The sequence below is a fragment of the Bradyrhizobium sp. LTSP857 genome (genome assembly GCF_000938285.1).
Taxonomy (GTDB): domain Bacteria; phylum Pseudomonadota; class Alphaproteobacteria; order Rhizobiales; family Xanthobacteraceae; genus Bradyrhizobium.
This window is the reverse complement of the sequence record NZ_JYMS01000048.1, coordinates 1,511-18,502: the sequence shown is the minus strand read 5'-3', so window position 1 is coordinate 18,502 and position 16,992 is coordinate 1,511. Positions and strand designations below refer to the sequence as shown.

General features: G+C 58.4%; 12 protein-coding genes and 2 pseudogenes. 7 read left to right on the top strand and 7 right to left on the bottom strand.

Annotated features, from left to right (window positions below; genetic code table 11):
* Window position 1: 1 nt before the first annotated feature.
* From UP06_RS32645 to UP06_RS32630, 4 genes are all read right to left on the bottom strand, one after another.
* On the bottom strand, window positions 2–2,398 hold the full coding sequence (locus UP06_RS32645) for a polysaccharide biosynthesis tyrosine autokinase (protein WP_045007826.1): 2,397 nt from the start codon (window positions 2,396–2,398) through the stop codon (window positions 2–4).
* Window positions 2,399–2,554: 156 nt separating this feature from the next.
* A complete protein-coding gene (locus tag UP06_RS32640; protein WP_050032339.1) occupies window positions 2,555–3,718 on the bottom strand; it encodes a WecB/TagA/CpsF family glycosyltransferase in 1,164 nt (387 codons plus the stop codon).
* A complete protein-coding gene (locus tag UP06_RS32635) occupies window positions 3,705–4,892 on the bottom strand; it encodes a glycosyltransferase family 2 protein (RefSeq protein WP_082081780.1) in 1,188 nt (395 codons plus the stop codon). Before UP06_RS32635 ends, UP06_RS32640 begins: the two co-directional genes overlap by 14 nt.
* Complete coding sequence (locus tag UP06_RS32630) at window positions 4,889–6,088, bottom strand: glycosyltransferase family 4 protein (RefSeq protein ID WP_245305609.1); 1,200 nt, start codon at window positions 6,086–6,088, stop codon at window positions 4,889–4,891. Before UP06_RS32630 ends, UP06_RS32635 begins: the two co-directional genes overlap by 4 nt.
* Before the next feature lie 171 nt (window positions 6,089–6,259).
* Between UP06_RS32630 and UP06_RS32625 the strand changes: the two genes are divergently transcribed.
* From UP06_RS32625 to UP06_RS32610, 3 genes and pseudogenes are all read left to right on the top strand, one after another.
* A complete protein-coding gene (locus UP06_RS32625; RefSeq protein ID WP_082081778.1) occupies window positions 6,260–7,150 on the top strand; it encodes a glycosyltransferase in 891 nt (296 codons plus the stop codon).
* Window positions 7,151–7,172: 22 nt separating this feature from the next.
* Complete coding sequence (locus tag UP06_RS32620; protein WP_156163385.1) at window positions 7,173–8,237, top strand: hypothetical protein; 1,065 nt, start codon at window positions 7,173–7,175, stop codon at window positions 8,235–8,237.
* Between the two features lie 89 nt (window positions 8,238–8,326).
* Window positions 8,327–9,265: pseudogene (locus tag UP06_RS32610) on the top strand (IS630 family transposase).
* Window positions 9,266–9,444: 179 nt separating this feature from the next.
* On the opposite strand, the gene UP06_RS32605 reads toward UP06_RS32610, so the two are convergent.
* Both UP06_RS32605 and UP06_RS32600 read right to left on the bottom strand, forming a co-directional pair.
* On the bottom strand, window positions 9,445–10,626 hold the full coding sequence (locus tag UP06_RS32605) for a polysaccharide biosynthesis/export family protein (RefSeq protein WP_045007923.1): 1,182 nt from the start codon (window positions 10,624–10,626) through the stop codon (window positions 9,445–9,447).
* A 196-nt stretch (window positions 10,627–10,822) separates the two neighbouring features.
* On the bottom strand, window positions 10,823–12,343 hold the full coding sequence (locus UP06_RS32600) for an undecaprenyl-phosphate glucose phosphotransferase (RefSeq protein ID WP_156163384.1): 1,521 nt from the start codon (window positions 12,341–12,343) through the stop codon (window positions 10,823–10,825).
* Window positions 12,344–12,534: 191 nt separating this feature from the next.
* Here UP06_RS32600 and UP06_RS41205 point away from each other — a divergent pair, with 191 nt between their 5' ends.
* From UP06_RS41205 to UP06_RS32585, 3 genes are all read left to right on the top strand, one after another.
* Window positions 12,535–13,128: a hypothetical protein gene (locus UP06_RS41205; RefSeq protein ID WP_156163383.1), complete on the top strand. Its 594-nt coding sequence runs from the start codon at window positions 12,535–12,537 to the stop codon at window positions 13,126–13,128.
* A 93-nt stretch (window positions 13,129–13,221) separates the two neighbouring features.
* Window positions 13,222–13,524, top strand: a complete 303-nt coding sequence (locus UP06_RS32590) for a hypothetical protein (protein ID WP_045007819.1) — start codon at window positions 13,222–13,224, stop codon at window positions 13,522–13,524.
* Between the two features lie 161 nt (window positions 13,525–13,685).
* Window positions 13,686–14,990 (top strand): hypothetical protein, encoded by a 1,305-nt coding sequence (locus UP06_RS32585; protein ID WP_045007818.1) that lies wholly within the window; start codon window positions 13,686–13,688, stop codon window positions 14,988–14,990.
* Window positions 14,991–14,993: 3 nt separating this feature from the next.
* Here the strand turns inward: UP06_RS32585 and UP06_RS32580 are convergent, their stop codons facing one another.
* On the bottom strand, window positions 14,994–15,602 hold the full coding sequence (locus UP06_RS32580) for a transglutaminase-like cysteine peptidase (protein WP_045007817.1): 609 nt from the start codon (window positions 15,600–15,602) through the stop codon (window positions 14,994–14,996).
* A gap of 635 nt (window positions 15,603–16,237) precedes the next feature.
* On the opposite strand from UP06_RS32580, the pseudogene UP06_RS32575 reads away from it, so the two are divergent.
* Window positions 16,238–16,992 (top strand): annotated as a pseudogene (locus UP06_RS32575) (hypothetical protein); the annotation flags it as partial.

Here is a 16,992-nt window from a genome sequence, read left to right as displayed (position 1 = left end):
TCTAATCGACATAGCCGTACCGATGGTAATAGCGATTTCGATAGTAATCACCGCGGTGGGAGTCGTAGCGGCCAAGCGCTCCGATATCGACCTTGTTCAACACCACTCCCATCAGCTTTTTCTGCACCCCCGGCGCTTCGTCTAGGGATCGCTTGACGATATCGATCTTGGTCTCAGCCCATTCCACCACCAGGGTATAATGGTCCACGATACGCGACGTGCCGCGCACGTCGATGACCGGCGCGAGCGGGGACATGTCGACGATGATGAGATCGTAGTGGCTTCGGAGCGCCTTGAATAATCTCTCCATCGGCGCCGAGGCCAGCAAATCGGCAGAGTTCGACGATCGCGATGCGAGCACGCAGGGCAGGAAGTGAAGGCCGGACTGACTGTCCGTCCAGATGAGGTCCTTTAGCTCCGCTTGACCGAGAACAAGTTCGACTATGCCCGCTTGCGCATCCGGCGAGAAGCGCCGGGTCAAGGATGGATTGCGGATATCGCAGTCCACCAGGAGCGTGCGCGTACCACTCATGGAACTCGCCTGCGCTATGGCGCCCGCAATCGTCGATTTACCTTCATTGGGCAATGACGACGTGATGCCGATGACCTTGCAGGTCGCCTCATCCCTGCTCAGATCGATCGCCATCTTGACCGCTCTCATCGCTTCAGCAAATCGAGAGAACGGCGCGCGGGTCACAACACCGGACATCGTGTCGGTGATGTTCATCTGCCGGCTCGGAAGCTGAGCACCGGCCGGATACTCCGAACCGATGGAAGCGACGACCTGTTGCTCAGGTTCGCTCTTGCCGCTTAGATGGCGCCAACCAGAGATCCGAGCCAGTTTGGCGACCGTCCTCGCCTTGCTCCAGCCCGACTGAGGCAACTCGTCCGGCAGCACGCGCGGCACCACAGCGAGACAACTCACACCCAGCATCGCTTCAACTTGCGGAGCCGTGCGGAATACGCGATCCATCATGTCCCTGACGAACCCGCTTGCCGCAGCGAACAAGCCGCCGACGAGAACGCCGCCGAGGAGCACGAGAAGAGTCTTCGGAGACGACGGACCGAGTGACATTGCCGCCGGCGTAATCACGCGGGCTTCGGTAATCGGAAAGGATTGCTGCTGTACGGACACCATGTACATCTGCAGAAAATTGTCGGAGAGAGCACGCGCGCTCTGCGCATTGCTTTCCAGATCGCGTAGCACGATCTGGGCCTGGCTGGTGTCGTTGGACTGATTGATCGCGTCGCTGAGGCTCTTTTGGCTAGCCTCCTCGCGCGATTTCGCAATTTCCAGATCACTTTTGAAGCTTTCGGCCGTTCGCTTCAACTCATCCTTAATCGATCGCCGAATCTCACGCATCTGATTGCGCAGATTGATCACTGCAAGATGGTTCGCTCCGTAGCGATTCGACCAGTCCGATTCTTTCGCTGCGTAATCGAGATAAGTCTGACGCAGCTTCACGATGACCGGATTCTGCATCGTGTCAGCCACGGTCGCGAGGTCATTGAGAATGACGTTGCGATCCTCATCGTCTGCCTTCAGAATGGTGGTGATACGCTCGAGCCGGGCTTGCGCTTCCGCCCGCTGCGCTCGTGCGACGGTAAGCGCGCTGTTTATTTCGGCCAGTTGCTGCTCGCTAAGCAGTCGACCGCCCGCGTCAACGATATTGTTTTTTGCCTTGTAATCGGCAACGCCGCGCTCGGCAGCCGAGGCCTGGACCCGCAGTTCCTTCATGCGATCCTGGAGCCACACCGCGGCACGGCGAGACGCGTTGTACTTGGCCTCGAGAGAGTCGACGATATAGGCCTCAGCTACCGCGTTGGAGATCTGCGCCGCGCGGTCCGCGGACGTCGATCGATAGGATATCTCGATGACGTAGCTCAATCCCACGCGCTTGACCGCAAGGTTCTTCGCAAAGCGACCAAGCGCCTTGCGCAACTGCTGATACTCGGACGGCGGTGTGGGGCTCGATATCAGTGAGAAAACGGCGCCGACGACGTTGCCGATGAGTCCGCCGCTATCGCCGGTAAATTCCGGCTCATCGACCAGGCGCAGGTCCTTGATGACCGAAAGGGCGATCGTATCTGACTTGATGATCTCGACTTGGCTGTCGATCATCGCCGATTCGATCGGCGCATCGCTTCCAGCAGACTGTTGCTGCTGCATCAGGCTGATCTTGCGGCTGTCGATGATCAGACTCGCAGTGCTCGTATACATCCGCTGCGCGGTGATCACGTAGAGCAGCGCTAGAGACACGCACGCCAGGAAAACAAAAATCATCAAGGGAAGCTGACGCGAGACCAGCCCCTTCAACGCCAAGATGGCATCGCTGATCGACAGAAGCTCCGGCTCCGGAGCCTCGACGTTTACTGAAGGCAATCGGCTATGAAGCATGCGCGGAGTACTTTGTTATTTGAGGAAGCGATGTTGCGCTGCAGTAAAATAGCTTGAGCATCACGACGAATGTGAGGCGTTCGGCAAGAGCAAGCACCTCATCATCAATCACACCAGATAGATATTTCTCGAATATAATCAATCTGTTGGCCCAGGTCAATTGTCACGTGGGCCAATCAAATAGTTAGCACAGTGCAGATGGACGAGGAATCGGACCCCAGACCGCCGGGGCGAACGAATCCAGACAGGAAGCCCCTTTTCGAGACGCCCCCCCCTCGCAACGATCAGGAGACCAAGCAAAGCAGCATCGACGTAGCTGACCTCTCTCAAGCATACGACCAGTTCACCTGGAAATTCCTGATACTGATCGAGCGTTTTGCGCAGCCCTTCGAGATGGAGGGCGCTCGCGCTTCCTTTCAGCTCGATCACGGCACTACCGTCTTGGGCCGTGACGGCCACTTCCAACGACCTTGCGCCCGAGCCGGCGAGCTTGAGGGCAGGACCGAACAGCAAGAGCGGAAATGCCTTTGTTGCCAAAAGCTTCGCTAGGTCGACGAAATCCCTGGCGTACCGGGATGCCAGGTATGGCTCCTCCCAAATCCGCCATAGCCATTCCATGCCTGTCTTCTGCAGAAACTCCGGCGAGCGTCGTATCGTCCCCGCGACAAAGTTAATGACGGACCCGAGATGCGCGATGACAGGCACGTTGAGATGGGGAGAATTCAGGCTGATCCAGCTATGGCCACGCTTGGCATTGAGCGCCAGAATTAGCAGGTCGGCACCGGACCTATTGATGTTTTCGAGAATGTCCTTTCGGCTCATGCTTTCAATCGGGCCATAACCCGGCGAAAAACTACCCGCACTCCGCAAAGAGGGCGACAATTCCGGTAACCGCTCGCTAGCGCGTGCTGCGGCCCCCTCAGGCCCTCCAAAGAAGTACACCTTCATTGGTCCGGCCGCACCCGACATCATTTTGTCAAACACCGTCGATCCTGGGACCCTTTCCGGAACGGGGATCCCAAGCATCCGCGATAGAATCAAGAGGGGCATTCCGTCGACGGTGGAGAGCTGACTCTTGCCGAGAATGTCTCGAAATTCCGGGCTCTTCAGACACGACGTCAGATGGTTCAGGTTTGGCGTGGACCAAACACAGCGATCTCCCCTCGCCACAGCCTGCTGCAACTCGGCAACCGCCTCCTGGAAGGAAAGCGCATCGACCGGAATGCCAAAAAGGCAATAAACCTGACGGCCGAAGTCAACGCGCACCGGATTGAGGTCGCGCTCCGACGCATCGGCGATTTTAAGACTATCTTGAGTCACGATTGGTTCTTACCCAGACGCGCTGACGATTCAGAATGAACTTCAGATATAGCGGAATCTTGGCCAAGACGTAGAGCGGCACTTTCAGCAAATCCGCAGCAGAGCAGAAATCCCGCCCAAAGCGGAACCACAGAACCAGGACAGCGAGCACGAACACGGCTGCCGCGACAAAGCTGACAACGAATGGGGCAGCAGTGCCGGTCCAGAGGGAGACCAACGTCCCTTGGATCAATGATACGAGGGTCAAGACTATCAGGAGCGACAGCGGCGGCACGATGAGGTCGAGGACCAAACCAAGCAGGTTCAAGTCCCGACGCTTGATCGACTCACTAAACAGCCGAGGCGCATGCGTTATGATCGAATGAAGGTACCCATGCTCCCAGCGCGTACGCTGTGACTTTTCTGCACCCACGTCGTCCGGAAACTGGCTTGTCACAACGGCTTCCGGACAGAACAAGGGCGCGCGTCCTTGCAACGCAAGCTTGAGGCCCAATGTGAGATCTTCTACCAGTTCGTCGGTTGCCAGCCTGACCGATCCAAGTAGGTGCGTCGGGAATGCCATACCGGACCCTGTTAGCTGAGTTGGCAAGCCGAGTTTCAACCAGCCGAGTGGCCTCACATAATTCTTTGTAAACCAAGCGAGATTCCGAATAGGAGAAAGATCTCCGCTCCGGGAGGGCGTCATCAGATAGGCCGCTTGCACGGGTCGTCCTGTTGACGCCGCAAGACTTGTGATGCGCGAAAGCGCTCCCTGCGCTACCTGACAATCCGCATCAACAATGATCACCACCTCGGGAGCTCCAGTGCCAATCAGAAACTGTAGACCGTGATCCAGAGCAAATCCCTTGCCACGATGCGTCGGGTCATCACGAGAAGTGACCTCGGCGCCCGCCGCCGCCGCGATCTCGGCCGTTCGATCAGAGCAGTTATCCGCGACAACGACTAAGCGATCCGAGCCCGTCAGCTCTCGACGGATCGACTGCAAGGTTGATGCGATTCCTTGTTCTTCGTCGTGTGCTGGGACGATGACGCCGAAACCCGGGCGGCCAGCTGCTTGCGGAGACAACTGCCGGGTCGGAGCGGCAACGAAAATCTGGATCGCAAAAACGAGGATCGGAACGGCGACCGCGACCGCTATCGCGACGCTCGCACAGACGATGAGGAAGACCATCATGGCTCTAAAGCGTGAGCGAACAGCGCGCTCAGCTTCCCTGCCTCTGTTTGCACGTTGTGCTGCTCGGCAACAGCGCGCGCGCCTCGCTCACCCATAGCCTGTAGAACCGAGAGCGGTGCATTCAGACAGCGATGCATGGCATCGGCCAGTTCGCCTTCGCTACCGGCAGGGAACAGCCAACCATTTTCTTCGTGGACGACAAGTTCGGGGTTACCAGCAATATATGTCGTCAAAACAGGGCGACCGAGCGCCATCGCTTCCATCAGAACAACCGCAAGCCCCTCCGCAAAGCTCGGCAGAATGAACGCGCGGGCATCGAGTATCTCGCGACGAACTGTCTCACCATCCGACCAGCCCGTGATGCGAACCTTGCCCTGCAACTGGTGGCCTCTGATCAACTGCTCGATGATCGGGCGATTCTCCCCATCGCCAACAAGCACGAGCTCAAAACTCGCACCTCTGCCCACCAATTGTGCAGCCGCGGACACCAGCAGCGCCTGCCCCTTCTGCTCGCAGAGGCGTCCCACGCACACCAACTTATTCGCGCCATTGGCCTGCACAGAGTCGATCAAAAAGCGCTCGTCAACCCCGCAGTGAACTACCTTGATCTTGCTCCACCCACTCGGGTGAATGAGACGCATCAGCTGGCCGCGCCCGAACGAACTGATTGCAACAACGAATTTCGCCCGCTCGACCTTCGTCTTCAGGTTGATCCCCACGATCCGATCGAATTCCTCCGGGCCATGCACGGTGAAACTGTAAGAGATCCCTGTGAGGCAATTGATGAGCAACGCGACATCAGTGGGATTCGTGCCAAAATGGGCGTGGAGATGCGACAGCTGCAGCCTAGCAAGTTCCCGCGCCAACCAGCACGCCTCAGCTAAATATATGGCATGCAAAATGAACGCGCGATCGCTTCGACGCATCAAGGCCAGGGCAGTTACCAAAGATCGCCAAAATCCGCCGGGCGCGGCAAACATCATCACCAGGACCGCCCAAGCAATGGACAATCCGCCCTTGTTCACAACGTGGACCGTTCGCTCCAGTTCCGCGCGGTCGTCAACGTCCGGCAGTTCCGCATCCCAGCCGCGCAACGCAAATCGATGGACCTCCCAGCCCAGCCGTTCAAGCGCCAGAATCTCGCGCCGGATGAAACTGTGACTGACTTTGGGATACTCGTTTGTCAGATAGGCCACACGCCTCCGGAGCGGCGACTTTAGTTCAGGCACGCTTCAAATCCCTTCATCGACCTAGGCTTATCGCACTGCGATAACAATACCAAAACATTGCGGGATCAAGGCGAATTCCTTAGAAATTGGTTATCGCCGCGGCTTGCGCGAGCGAGCAACTCGTTGCGGTGTCTGAAGATGGTAAAAGTTAGCATTTATATCCCGACTCACAATCGCAGATTGCTCGTCGAGCGCGCGCTGCGATCTGTCATGCAACAGACACATAGCGATCTGGACATCATCGTGGTGAACGATGCCTCCACCGACGATACTCGCGCCTATCTGGACGATCTTCAAGTCCGGGAACCTCGCCTCACGGTGATCCATGCCGATCAGGCAAAGGGAGCGCCTGCCGCACGAAACCGCGCCATAAGTGTCGCTACCGGACAATTTATCACCGGTTTGGACGATGACGACGAATTCACGTCGACTCGGATCGAGACTCTTCTGAGCTACTGGAACAATCTCGGCGACGATGTGAATCGCATTTCAGGATTATTCACGCAAAGCGTAATGACTGACGGCAAATGGTCTTCTCCAACCACTGACCGCAAGGACAAGGTCGGCTACGAGGATCTTTTCCATCACAATTTCATTGGCAACCAGATTTTTTGCCCCACGCGGTACCTCGCGGAAGTCGGTGGTTTTGACGAAAACATGCCCGCCTTGCAGGACCTCGAGCTTTTTATGCGTATGGTGAGAAGATTCGGGCCAGCGCGCCTCGTTCCTGATTGCAGTTACGTCTGTTACGTCGATGACGGTCGCGACCGCATCTCCAAGAATTCCAGGAAGCGCTACGATGCTTTCGAAAGAATAATGCGGAAGAACAACGAAGCCCCCTCCCACCTGCGACCGTATTTGTTCATGCAGCTCTTTTCTCCTTTCTACGGGACTGTGCCGAGCTTGAACGATTGGAGCCGCATGATTCAATGGGGCGCCACTCCCGCACTTCTTGCGAAGATGTTTCGCGCGACAGTCCGGAACGCCTTGGTCACGGCACGCGGTTATGCGCGAAAGAGCGCTGCATAGGTCAACAATCTCGAGGCAGAACATGCGGCGTGAAGTATCTGGAGCACTCCTGTTGGTTTGGGGCTTTTCGGCCGCGTTCCTTGACAGTGAGGTACGAGCCGGTGGACGCCGCGATCCGGGACAGCAGCCATTCTCAAACGCGAGTTTCTGGAACACCCCTCTTGGAAAAGGAGCCTCCTTTCAGGACCCGCAAGAGGCCGAGACCGCCATGATCAGAAATGAGAGTGTCGGCGGCCATGCGGCCTCCTACGCCTGGATCGGGGTAGATCTGCTCAAAGTGGACAGACAGAAGGCCGATGATCCGGTGATGCGATGGGAATACAAGGGACGCTCGACCACCGGTCCCTGGTTGCTTTCATCGCCGGTGAGCGCAGGATCGTTCGAGCTGAAAACGCCCCGCAACATCCAATTCCTCGGAGGGAGCGACAGGTACGCCGCGATCATTACCGAGGACGGAAGATACGCATACGAATTCTGGAAGGGCGCGTATGATCCCGCGGCCAACAGCTATCGCGCACATTACGTTGTGCTGACGGATTTGTATGGCCTGGGAAAGGCCAGCCGCGATAGCGCGTCTGAAGGCATTCGGGCTTTCGGCGGATCGCTGCTGGGCGGCCTCATTCGTTGCCATGAACTCGACCAAGGCATCATCCCGCACGCATTAGCCATGGTCATCAGCCCGACCCAGTTGCGACGAGGCGCGACCATGGCCGAACAGAAGGTCTGGCCAGCGACGACGACGGACCTTGGTGGCCGCAACACCTATTCCGGTAACGTCCCTATGGGTGCTCTTTTCGCGATTCCCCCATCCTTCGATCTTACAAAGCTCGATCTATCGCCCGAGGGAATGGCCCTGGCGCGGGCCTATGCGACTTATGGCGGCTATGTCGTCGATGCTGCGACTCGAACCAACATGATCGCCGTCACCGAGGCCGGCTGCCGCAAAGAACAGACCGACAATCTACAACGCGACAAGCGGAAGATCCTGGCCCAACTTCGGATGGTCACGAACAACGGACCAGACAGCGTAGGTGGCCCCGGCGAGAGGATCGCACCAAGGCCCGCCGAGCTGCAGCCGCTTCCCTAAAGCGGGATGGGGTTAGGCTGAATCGATTTGGGATTCCCAAATCGGTGTGTTTCTGATTCACCATGCTGGCTGGGCGGAGGCCAGCATGGATGGGCAAGCCTTACTCTCTCGATCTTCGCAAACGCGTAGTGGCAGCGATTGAGGGCGGAATGTCCCGCAATCAGGCCGCCAAGCAGTTTGGAGTGGCGATCAGCACAGCGATCGGCTGGATGAAGCGGGTCGATGAGACCGGCAGCGTTGCTCCTGGCCAGATGGGCGGTCACAAGCCGAAGGCGGTGTCGGGAGACGACGCGGTCTGGCTGTCACAACGGATCAAGGACGGCGACTTCACCATACAGGGCTCGTTGCCGAGCTTGCCGGTCGCGGCCTGAAGGTCGACTATCACTCGGTGTGGGACTTCGTGCATGCTGAGAAGTTCAGCTTCAAAAAAAAGCGTGGTGGCTGGCGAACGCGATCGTCACGACGTGGCACGGCGGCGAGCCCAGTGGGCAAAGTACCAAGGTTGCGTCGAAGCTGAGCGGCTGGTCTTCATCGACGAGACCTGGACCCGGACAGACATGGCGCCGTTGCGGGGATGGGCTCCGCGCGGGCACAGACTCAGCGCCAAGGTTCCTCACGGCCGCTGGAAAACCATGACCTTCCTGGCGGCTCTGCGCCATGACCGGATCGATGCGCCATGGTTCATCGAAGGACCAATCGATGGCGTAAGCTTCCGGATCTATGTCGAGAAGGTTCTCCTGCCGACCCTTCGTCCTGGCGATATCGTCGTCCTGGACAATCTCGGCAGCCACAGAAGCAAAGCCGTGCGCCAGCTCATCCGCTCCGCCGGAGCCAAACTGTTCTTCCTGCCAAAATACTCACCCGACCTGAACCCGATCGAACAGGTCTTTGCCAAGCTCAAACATCTGCTCCGCAAGGCTGCCGCACGAACCGTCGATGCGGTCTGCACCGCCATTGGCGAACTCCTTGACGCCTTCACGCCCGAAGAATGCGCCAACTACCTCAAAAACTCAGGCTATCGAAGCTAATGCCATCACGCTTTAGTACTTCGTTCTGCGACGTTGAGCCGTTGACGAGTGCCCGGTTGAAGGCACCTAAACGCGCACCTACCAGTTATGGCCAGCGACCGATTTACGTGTTGTTGCCAGGCGAGCTTCGATCCCTGGCTCGCCGAACTCAAATCGGACCGGTCCCTATCCCTAAGAGATCAGAGCCCCTTCGAGTTGATCCTCAGCACCTGCACGTTATTGGCCGACACAATCGTGTCGTTCGCAGTCGCCACGATCAGGCGCACGAACTGAAGGAACTTCGCGGTGTCATAGGTTGCGGCATTTGCCGCAAACAACACGTCCTTATCACGCATGTCGAACTTGGTCGCCAGAAAGAAGCCGGAAGGGTCGCGGAAATCGACATTGTAGACAATCGGAACCAGCGGCCCCACATACTTCGAGCAGTCTACACCCAGGCGCTCGGCGAGCTCCCGCGGTTCGCGACGGTAGACGAAGACACCCGCGGGCTCGGCCTGGGCGTCAAGCAATCCGCCTGCCTTGGCCATGGCTTGCGCCATAGTGATCTTCCACATGTCGAACGGGAATTGACCCTGCTGTCCCGACGCGCCAAACGCCAAGAAAATCTGAGGTTCGCGGTAGATGTAAATGGTATCGCCCGGATGGACCCAGACGTTGTTGTCGGGCTGGTACACGAGAGCACCGAACGGCACCGTAGCGCGCTTGCCTTTGCGCTCGAGTGTGACCCAGGTCTCCCATCCCTGCCCCTTCGGACCGCCGGCGCGGCTGATCACATCGAGCACTCGCTCACCGGCTGCGTTCGCTTGCAGGCGAGCTGGTGTGTTAACCTCTCCAAGAACACTGATGAGCGAAGTGTTTTGAGTGATCAGGGCCACGACGACCTGCGGCTCGATAGCTCGATTACCAATCGCCCTGACAATGTCCTGTTGAATCTCGCTGGGCGTACGATCTGCTGCCTTGACGGCGCCGGCATAGGGCACAGTGATGTTGCCTGCCGTATCGACGTTCTGGTTCGGGATCTGGACAAAGTTGCCGGGCCTGACACCCGCTTCAGCAGGGATGAAGAGGCCACCGGCGGCGGCTTCAAAGATCGTCACAGAAACAACGTCGCCGATGCCGAACTTGATGCTCCGCGGGGGCGACTTGTCTGGGAAAGTACCGGCGAGTGCACCCGGGCCGTATTCCTTCAGGATGTCAACAACCGTCGGAGTGAGCTTGACGAGCCCATATTCCGGCCCCGCCTTCGTCATCTCGCCCTTGATCACGTGATCTTCGGGACCCGAGCTGGGCATAATTGCGCACCCTGCCGTACACAGCAGGATCACCGAGAGCAATGCCGACAAAGTAATGGTGGATCTCACGCCCAACCCCAATGGTATCCTGGGTCGAGGATTGGGTTGAATCCTCAACGGAGTCAACGTAATCCCTATCGAATTGCTCGAATTGGCTGGAGGTTGTTGCGCCGCAGCTACAGGAGTCTCCCCCCGCTCGGGGGGACCGTCACCATTTCCGGGCAGAGACGGCCCAAAGGCAGCCCAGTTTTCGCCCGTTCCGTGGTCAGTAGGCGTTACCCCGGCGAGTAAGCTCTAGGCAAGTGAGCACCAAAATCTTCAAGTCGAGCGCGAGACTCCAGTTGTTGATGTACCAGAGGTCGCAATCCACTCGGCCCTTCATTTGCTCGACCCTCGCGGTCTCGCCGCGATAGCCCCTCACTTGTGCCCAGCCGGTGATTCCGGGCTTCACGTGGTGCCTGAATGCGTACTCCGCCAGCAGATCCCCATAGTGATTGTCATGCGCCAAGGCATGCGGCCGAGGTCCGACCAGTGACATTTCGCCGGTGAGCACGTTCAAGAGCTGCGGCACTTCGTCGATGCTCGAACGCCGCAGGACACGCCCGACGCGGGTCACGCGAGGATCGAAGCGCTTGGCTTGAACCACCGCAGCCCCGTCTTCCATCACAGACATCGTGCGAAACTTGAAGATCGAAAACTGGTTGGCGTTGAAGCCATTGCGGCGCTGGCGGAAAAAGATAGGTCCGACAGAATCGACCTTGATGGCAATGGCGCTCAGAATCATGAGCGGCGCCAGAATGATCAGGCCGAGCGATGCGCCCACGATGTCGACCACCCGTTTCGAAAACTGTTCCGCGCGCGACAAGGGTCCGCGCTGGATTTCGATCGATAGCGACCGACGCAGGCGATATGATGGATTCTCAGCGAGCGCACGAATTCGTCTATCGGGAACCAACTGCACGGGAAGCGGCGAAACTCTCAGGCGATCCCGCACCAATTCGAGCTTGCGCGTATCGGTCCATGGAAATGCCAGCACGATTTCGTCGACCACACGCTCGCGACCAATTGCCAGAGCACGGTCAAGCGACGAGGATTCCTCCTCCGTCATCGCAAAACCGCTATTGCGATCCGTTGAAAAGACAACCCGCTCAACCTCCGTCAGACCAAAGCGCTCAAGCAATTCCTCGACGCCGAGGGCGGCAAGCTCCTCGCGCGTCCCGATCACAATGGCACGCCTGCCCTGCACCTGGCCGTCGGCGACAGCCGCTGCGACGAACCTTTTCGAATAGCGGCGACACACCAGCAACAGCACCAGCGCAAGCAGGCCGAAGCAGATCACCGAGCCACGCGAGAAGACGGCCCCAGTCTTCATCAGAAAGGCCAGCAGGGTGAGCAGCAAGCTGACCATGGACCATTGCGCAAAAATGCGGCCGGCATCCCGCCTTCGCTTCGAAAATGCGACGCGCAAATCGTAAAAGCCGCCGGACTGACCGATCAGGACGTATAGCAGCGCCGCAGTAAGGCCCGCGCCAAACAGTTGATCGACGTTTCTAAAATCCCCAATTGTGATGACCTGATACAGGCCACCGCCGACAACCCCTGCAAACGTGATCAGGCAAGCATCCGCCAAAGCCAGCAGGTATTGCAATGCGGAGTACGGGATCTTTACGCCAACGCCTCCGGCGCCCGGCGAAACTTGCTGTTGCGCTGCGCGGGTCTCTGGAGCCGGCTGGCCCATCGGCACACGCTCACGCGCATCCCGCTCGATCGGACTGTGGGGGATCAAGATCGCCTCCCGCAACAAGGAAGTAACGTCAGATTAACCAACTGCTAGAAACAACATTTCGTGCTGCAATGCAACAAAATTGCGCAGCGCAATGCATCAAGCTTTAATGATACCTCTAGTGCCAAATTAATCAGCATCTCGTCAAGACCGAACGCCCCAAAAGGGCGAATGACCGTTGGAAGCCGAATACGATGTACCGCATCTTTCTTCTTATCGTCGCAATAGGGCTCCCGCACTCTGCGTCGGCTGAACCAATGCGACTGCCGCAGGGTTGCGTGCCCGGTGCCGGTCCTGAACAACGTCAGCGGTGCGACGACGTCGTATCGCAGCAATTGAACTCGTCGAGCCAGTCGACGCCTCTCGATGGAGGCTGGCGATTGGTCAAGACACGCGATCCGAATGGGGGCGCGAATATCGTCGCGGTAATGCGCACGGCCGACACATCAAGGTCCGATCTCAATCTGGCCGGATTGAGCCTGCGTTGCAGCGGAAATGGGACGGAAGTGGTGTTGACTTTGTTGGAGCAGCAGCCTCGCGCGAGCCATCCCATGGTCACGCTAACCGTCGGATCCGATCGCGTTCAACTCGAGGCGTCGGTCAATCAAAGCGCAGAGTCGCTTGTGCTGCCACAAGCCGCCACCGCGCTCGCTGCTGGCCCTTGGCTGACCGCCCCAGAGCTCACCGTGGAGATCGCGACAACGCCAGTGCCAACCCGCGGGACCATTCCCCTCACAGGATTGGCCAATGGCATGCGAGCGCTGCGTTCGAGCTGCGCGCTTCGCTAGATCGCTCCTTCGTTAGATTTCAGGGATTTTTAAGGAACTTGTTGAACGGATTCTTAGGGAACCGGGTGAAATGGTGGCCGCCAGGAGACAAAAATGGTTCCGGGCGCCATCTTTTCATTTCTGGTCGGTGCGGTACTCGCATGGCGCTTTCGCGTCTGGATACTCGTGCCAGTTAGTCTGCTCGCAGCCGCGGCGGCTTCACTGCTCGGCCTGTCGCATGGCGAGGGCTTCGCATCGACGGTGGGGCAAGCCTTTTTGGTTGGAGCGCTCACGCAGCTCGGCTATGGCTTCGGCTTGATCGGCCGCCACACCCTTGCGCTGTTGAGGATGCCGCCTGCCTCAAGACAGCGCACCGCGGCCGTCGCCGTGTTGTACAAACAGCGGCCAGGCCACTGAGCCAGAGAAATTCATTCGGGCGGCGCGACTTCCTCCGCCCAGGCTCGCAACGGACATCCACGCAACGCGGGATCTGAGCGGCGCATTTGGCACACCTCGCGCGATGTGCGATAAGCACTCGCCCATAGCGTCTGCCCGCCTCTTGCACGAAGAATTTCCGCTTGCAGATTACCGTCCGTCTTCTGATCGTCGTGCTGGCCGCGTGCCCCGCGCTGGCAACCATTCACATCCTTCTGATCGAACAGCTGGCGTCTATTGCGGCTGCAATAGTCCTCGTATCCGCAGCCACGAGAGAACAAGCGGATGTATCCAACGCGGCGCGGCTCCTGACTCCGCTGACGCTGTGTCTTGCATTTCCCGCGCTGTGGATGATCTTGCAGATCACGCCACTGCCTTTTCCAGCGCTCGTCAACCCGATCTGGAGGATGACAACAACAGCCCTTGGCGAGCCTGTCGCAGGAAGAGTCAGCATTTCACCTGACGCCACACTACGAAGCCTCGTGATCTACTTGGCCATGCTGTCGCTTTTGGTTTCTACCGTGGTCGTCGCGCGAGACCGACGCAGGGCCGAAACGCTGTTCTATACGTTGAGCACGGTGACGACCTTCATGTCAGCGATGGTGCTCATCTCGCGTTTTGGCGGCCTCGCCGGTCTCACCGCATCAACCGACGGCGAAGCTTCCACCTTCGCCGCGGCGGCTACACTGTCAGTCCTCATGAACGCAGCAACGATTATCATGATGGTCGGAAGAAATTGGGGCGGCGGCAGCGCCGCGCAGGGCTCCCGGACGCAATTGCTGATCCAACTCGCGTTCGTTCTCGTCGGGCTCGGCGTCTCATTGGCAGCCTTGGCCGGTCTCGCCTCCACCGGCCTGACGGCCGCGGTGGCACTAGGGCTCGTCTGCCTCATCCTCGTCGCCGCGACTCGCTACCTTGAGATCGGATGGTGGCTCGCACTGATTCTGTACGCAATCATCGCTGCGATCGTGGCCGCAATAGCGATAGCGCGCCTTCTGGGAACAGCCTCATGGACGATTGTCGATTTGGCGTCGGCGGCGAACGCAGGGCAACTTTCGATGGCGCAACGCGCGATAGCCGACGCGCCGCAACTCGGCAACGGCGTGGGAACGTTTCAGTCGCTCGAACCGGTCTATCGCGATTTCGAGGCAACACCCGTTCTCGAATTGCCATCGACCGCGATCACTATGGCAATCGAGTGGGGCAACCCGGCATTGGCCTTTGTCGTCCTGACGGTTGCCTATGTCTTTGTCGTCATGTTTCGAGGCGCCGTTCGACGCGGGCGCGACTCACGTTACGCTTCCACGGCCGCGGCCGGCGTGATCGTCCTGTTCTGTGAAACGTTCCTCGACAACAGCCTCCTGAATACCGCCATTCAGATCCTGGCCACCGTCACGATCGGCGTCGGGATAGCGCAAAGCATGGGCCGCACAAGCGCCGTCAATTGACACTTACACCCGGCGCGACGCGATCGTGGCCCAGAGTCTGTTATGGTCCGGCATCTGAATTCGGACCCAGCGATAGGGTGCGCGCGACCAGGGCTTGATACTCGGAGTTAGATTGTCGAGCACGAGATCGGCGTTAGTCGTGCGAACGACGAGCACAAGGTGATGCTCCCCGGAATTGGTGACAACCTCGCTCAGGAGCAGGGCACGGGCTGGCCAGCCCTGAGCCAGGAGTTGATGCCGCTTCGTGACCGCATAGTCGTTGCAATCACCACGATCCGGACCGATCAGCCAGGTTTCGCCGGCCAGACCAAGCTCGTTGCGCTCGGGGGCGATGTCCCTGTTCACCGTTCTGTTGACATCGTTGAGCTGGTCCCATCGCTCAGCCGTCAACTTCACGGGACCGCCGCGGAACATCGTGCGCTTGCGGCATTCGTCGGCATATCGAACGCAGAATTGCGTGTATGCGAACGGCGCCAGCGCGTTCGCTTCGAATTTGATGTGCTGGATGGCCGACTGCAATCCCATCGGCATTCCCAACAGGCCAGCTTGAACCGGCTGAAACCCGACGATGACCGCGGCCCCCATGGCCACCCAAGTTGAAATCTTACGCATGCTTGACTCCCCACAAGACTCTTGGGGAGCACGCTAGATGGAACGATTTGAGATTCTGCGACGCTCGATCGTTCAAATAGAATCAAACGGTCTCGTTGTTCAACACGAGTCGTTTACCATCGATCAGCGCACGATCGAGACGGAGCGGAATCGCGCCAATATTAGTGCTCAACCCCTATCAAAGCCTGGCCGCCGACGCGGTCGGGCTTTGGAAAGCGGTAACTCTGACGAATTTCTGTTGGCGGCTTTCCGAGACGAACCCATGATCCCGTCAGCAGGCCTCTATGCAACTCGCGGAGCGCGCCCGGGCGGAAGCCTTCATCCGTCCCAGGAGAATGAGGCAATTGGCAAGTACGCGTTAACAATGCCACCAGACGAAGAAGAGTGTGGAGCGCAATTCTTTTCGATGCGCGCAGCAGCTCGTCGCCCAAAAAACGACATTCACGCCAGCTCGACGTTACGCGGACACGGCTACTGAGCATGTCAAGACTACGGCTGCCGGGGAAAATACGGGGCTGATCGTTTCCGATTAATGTCTGGTTTTTTCTACCGATCAGAACCAATCGATAGACTTCGCGCGATAGAGACGTCTCGGCCCTACACATCCATCAGTTTCGACACATGGGTGGGTTCCAATGGCCTCGACTACTCCTACGGTGACATCGACAACGACCAAGCTCGCAGACGGCTCCGCGCAGACCCAGACATACACGAACGGAATTCTCTCCAGCAGCGTGATCAAATATCCGGTCGGCGCCACCAACGTATCCGATACGAAGGTGTACACGGCGGTCAATGGACAGGCGGTCCTGACCAGCGACACCATCGTGCACGCCGACAAGAGCAAAGATATCTATCTCTCCAACGTCACCGGCAAGACCTACGACGCTGAGCACGACGTCTACAATACCGCGGGCATCCTCACCAATACGATCCGCACCCACGCCGACGGCACCCGCGATTTCACCTACACCCTGGGCGCAGACGGCACAAAGACGTCCCTTCAATACAACGCCAGTGGCAGTCTGCTGACGTCCAGCAATGTCGTGAAGGCGGACGGATCCTCGGACACACTCGCTTATACCAACGGCGTTCTCACCAGCGAGACCGTCGTGCACGCCGACAAGAGCAAGGACATCTATCTGTCCAACATCGCCGGCAAGACCTACGTCGCTGAGCACGACGTCTACAATGCCGCGGGCACACTCATCAATGCGGTTCGCACCCACGCCGATGGAACTGTCGACTACACCTACACCCTGGGCGCAGACGGCACAAAGACGTCCCTTCAGTACAACGCCAATGGCAGTCTGCTGACGTCCAGCAATGTCGTGAAGGCGGACGGATCCTCGGACACACTCGCTTATACCAACGGCGTTCTCACCAGCGA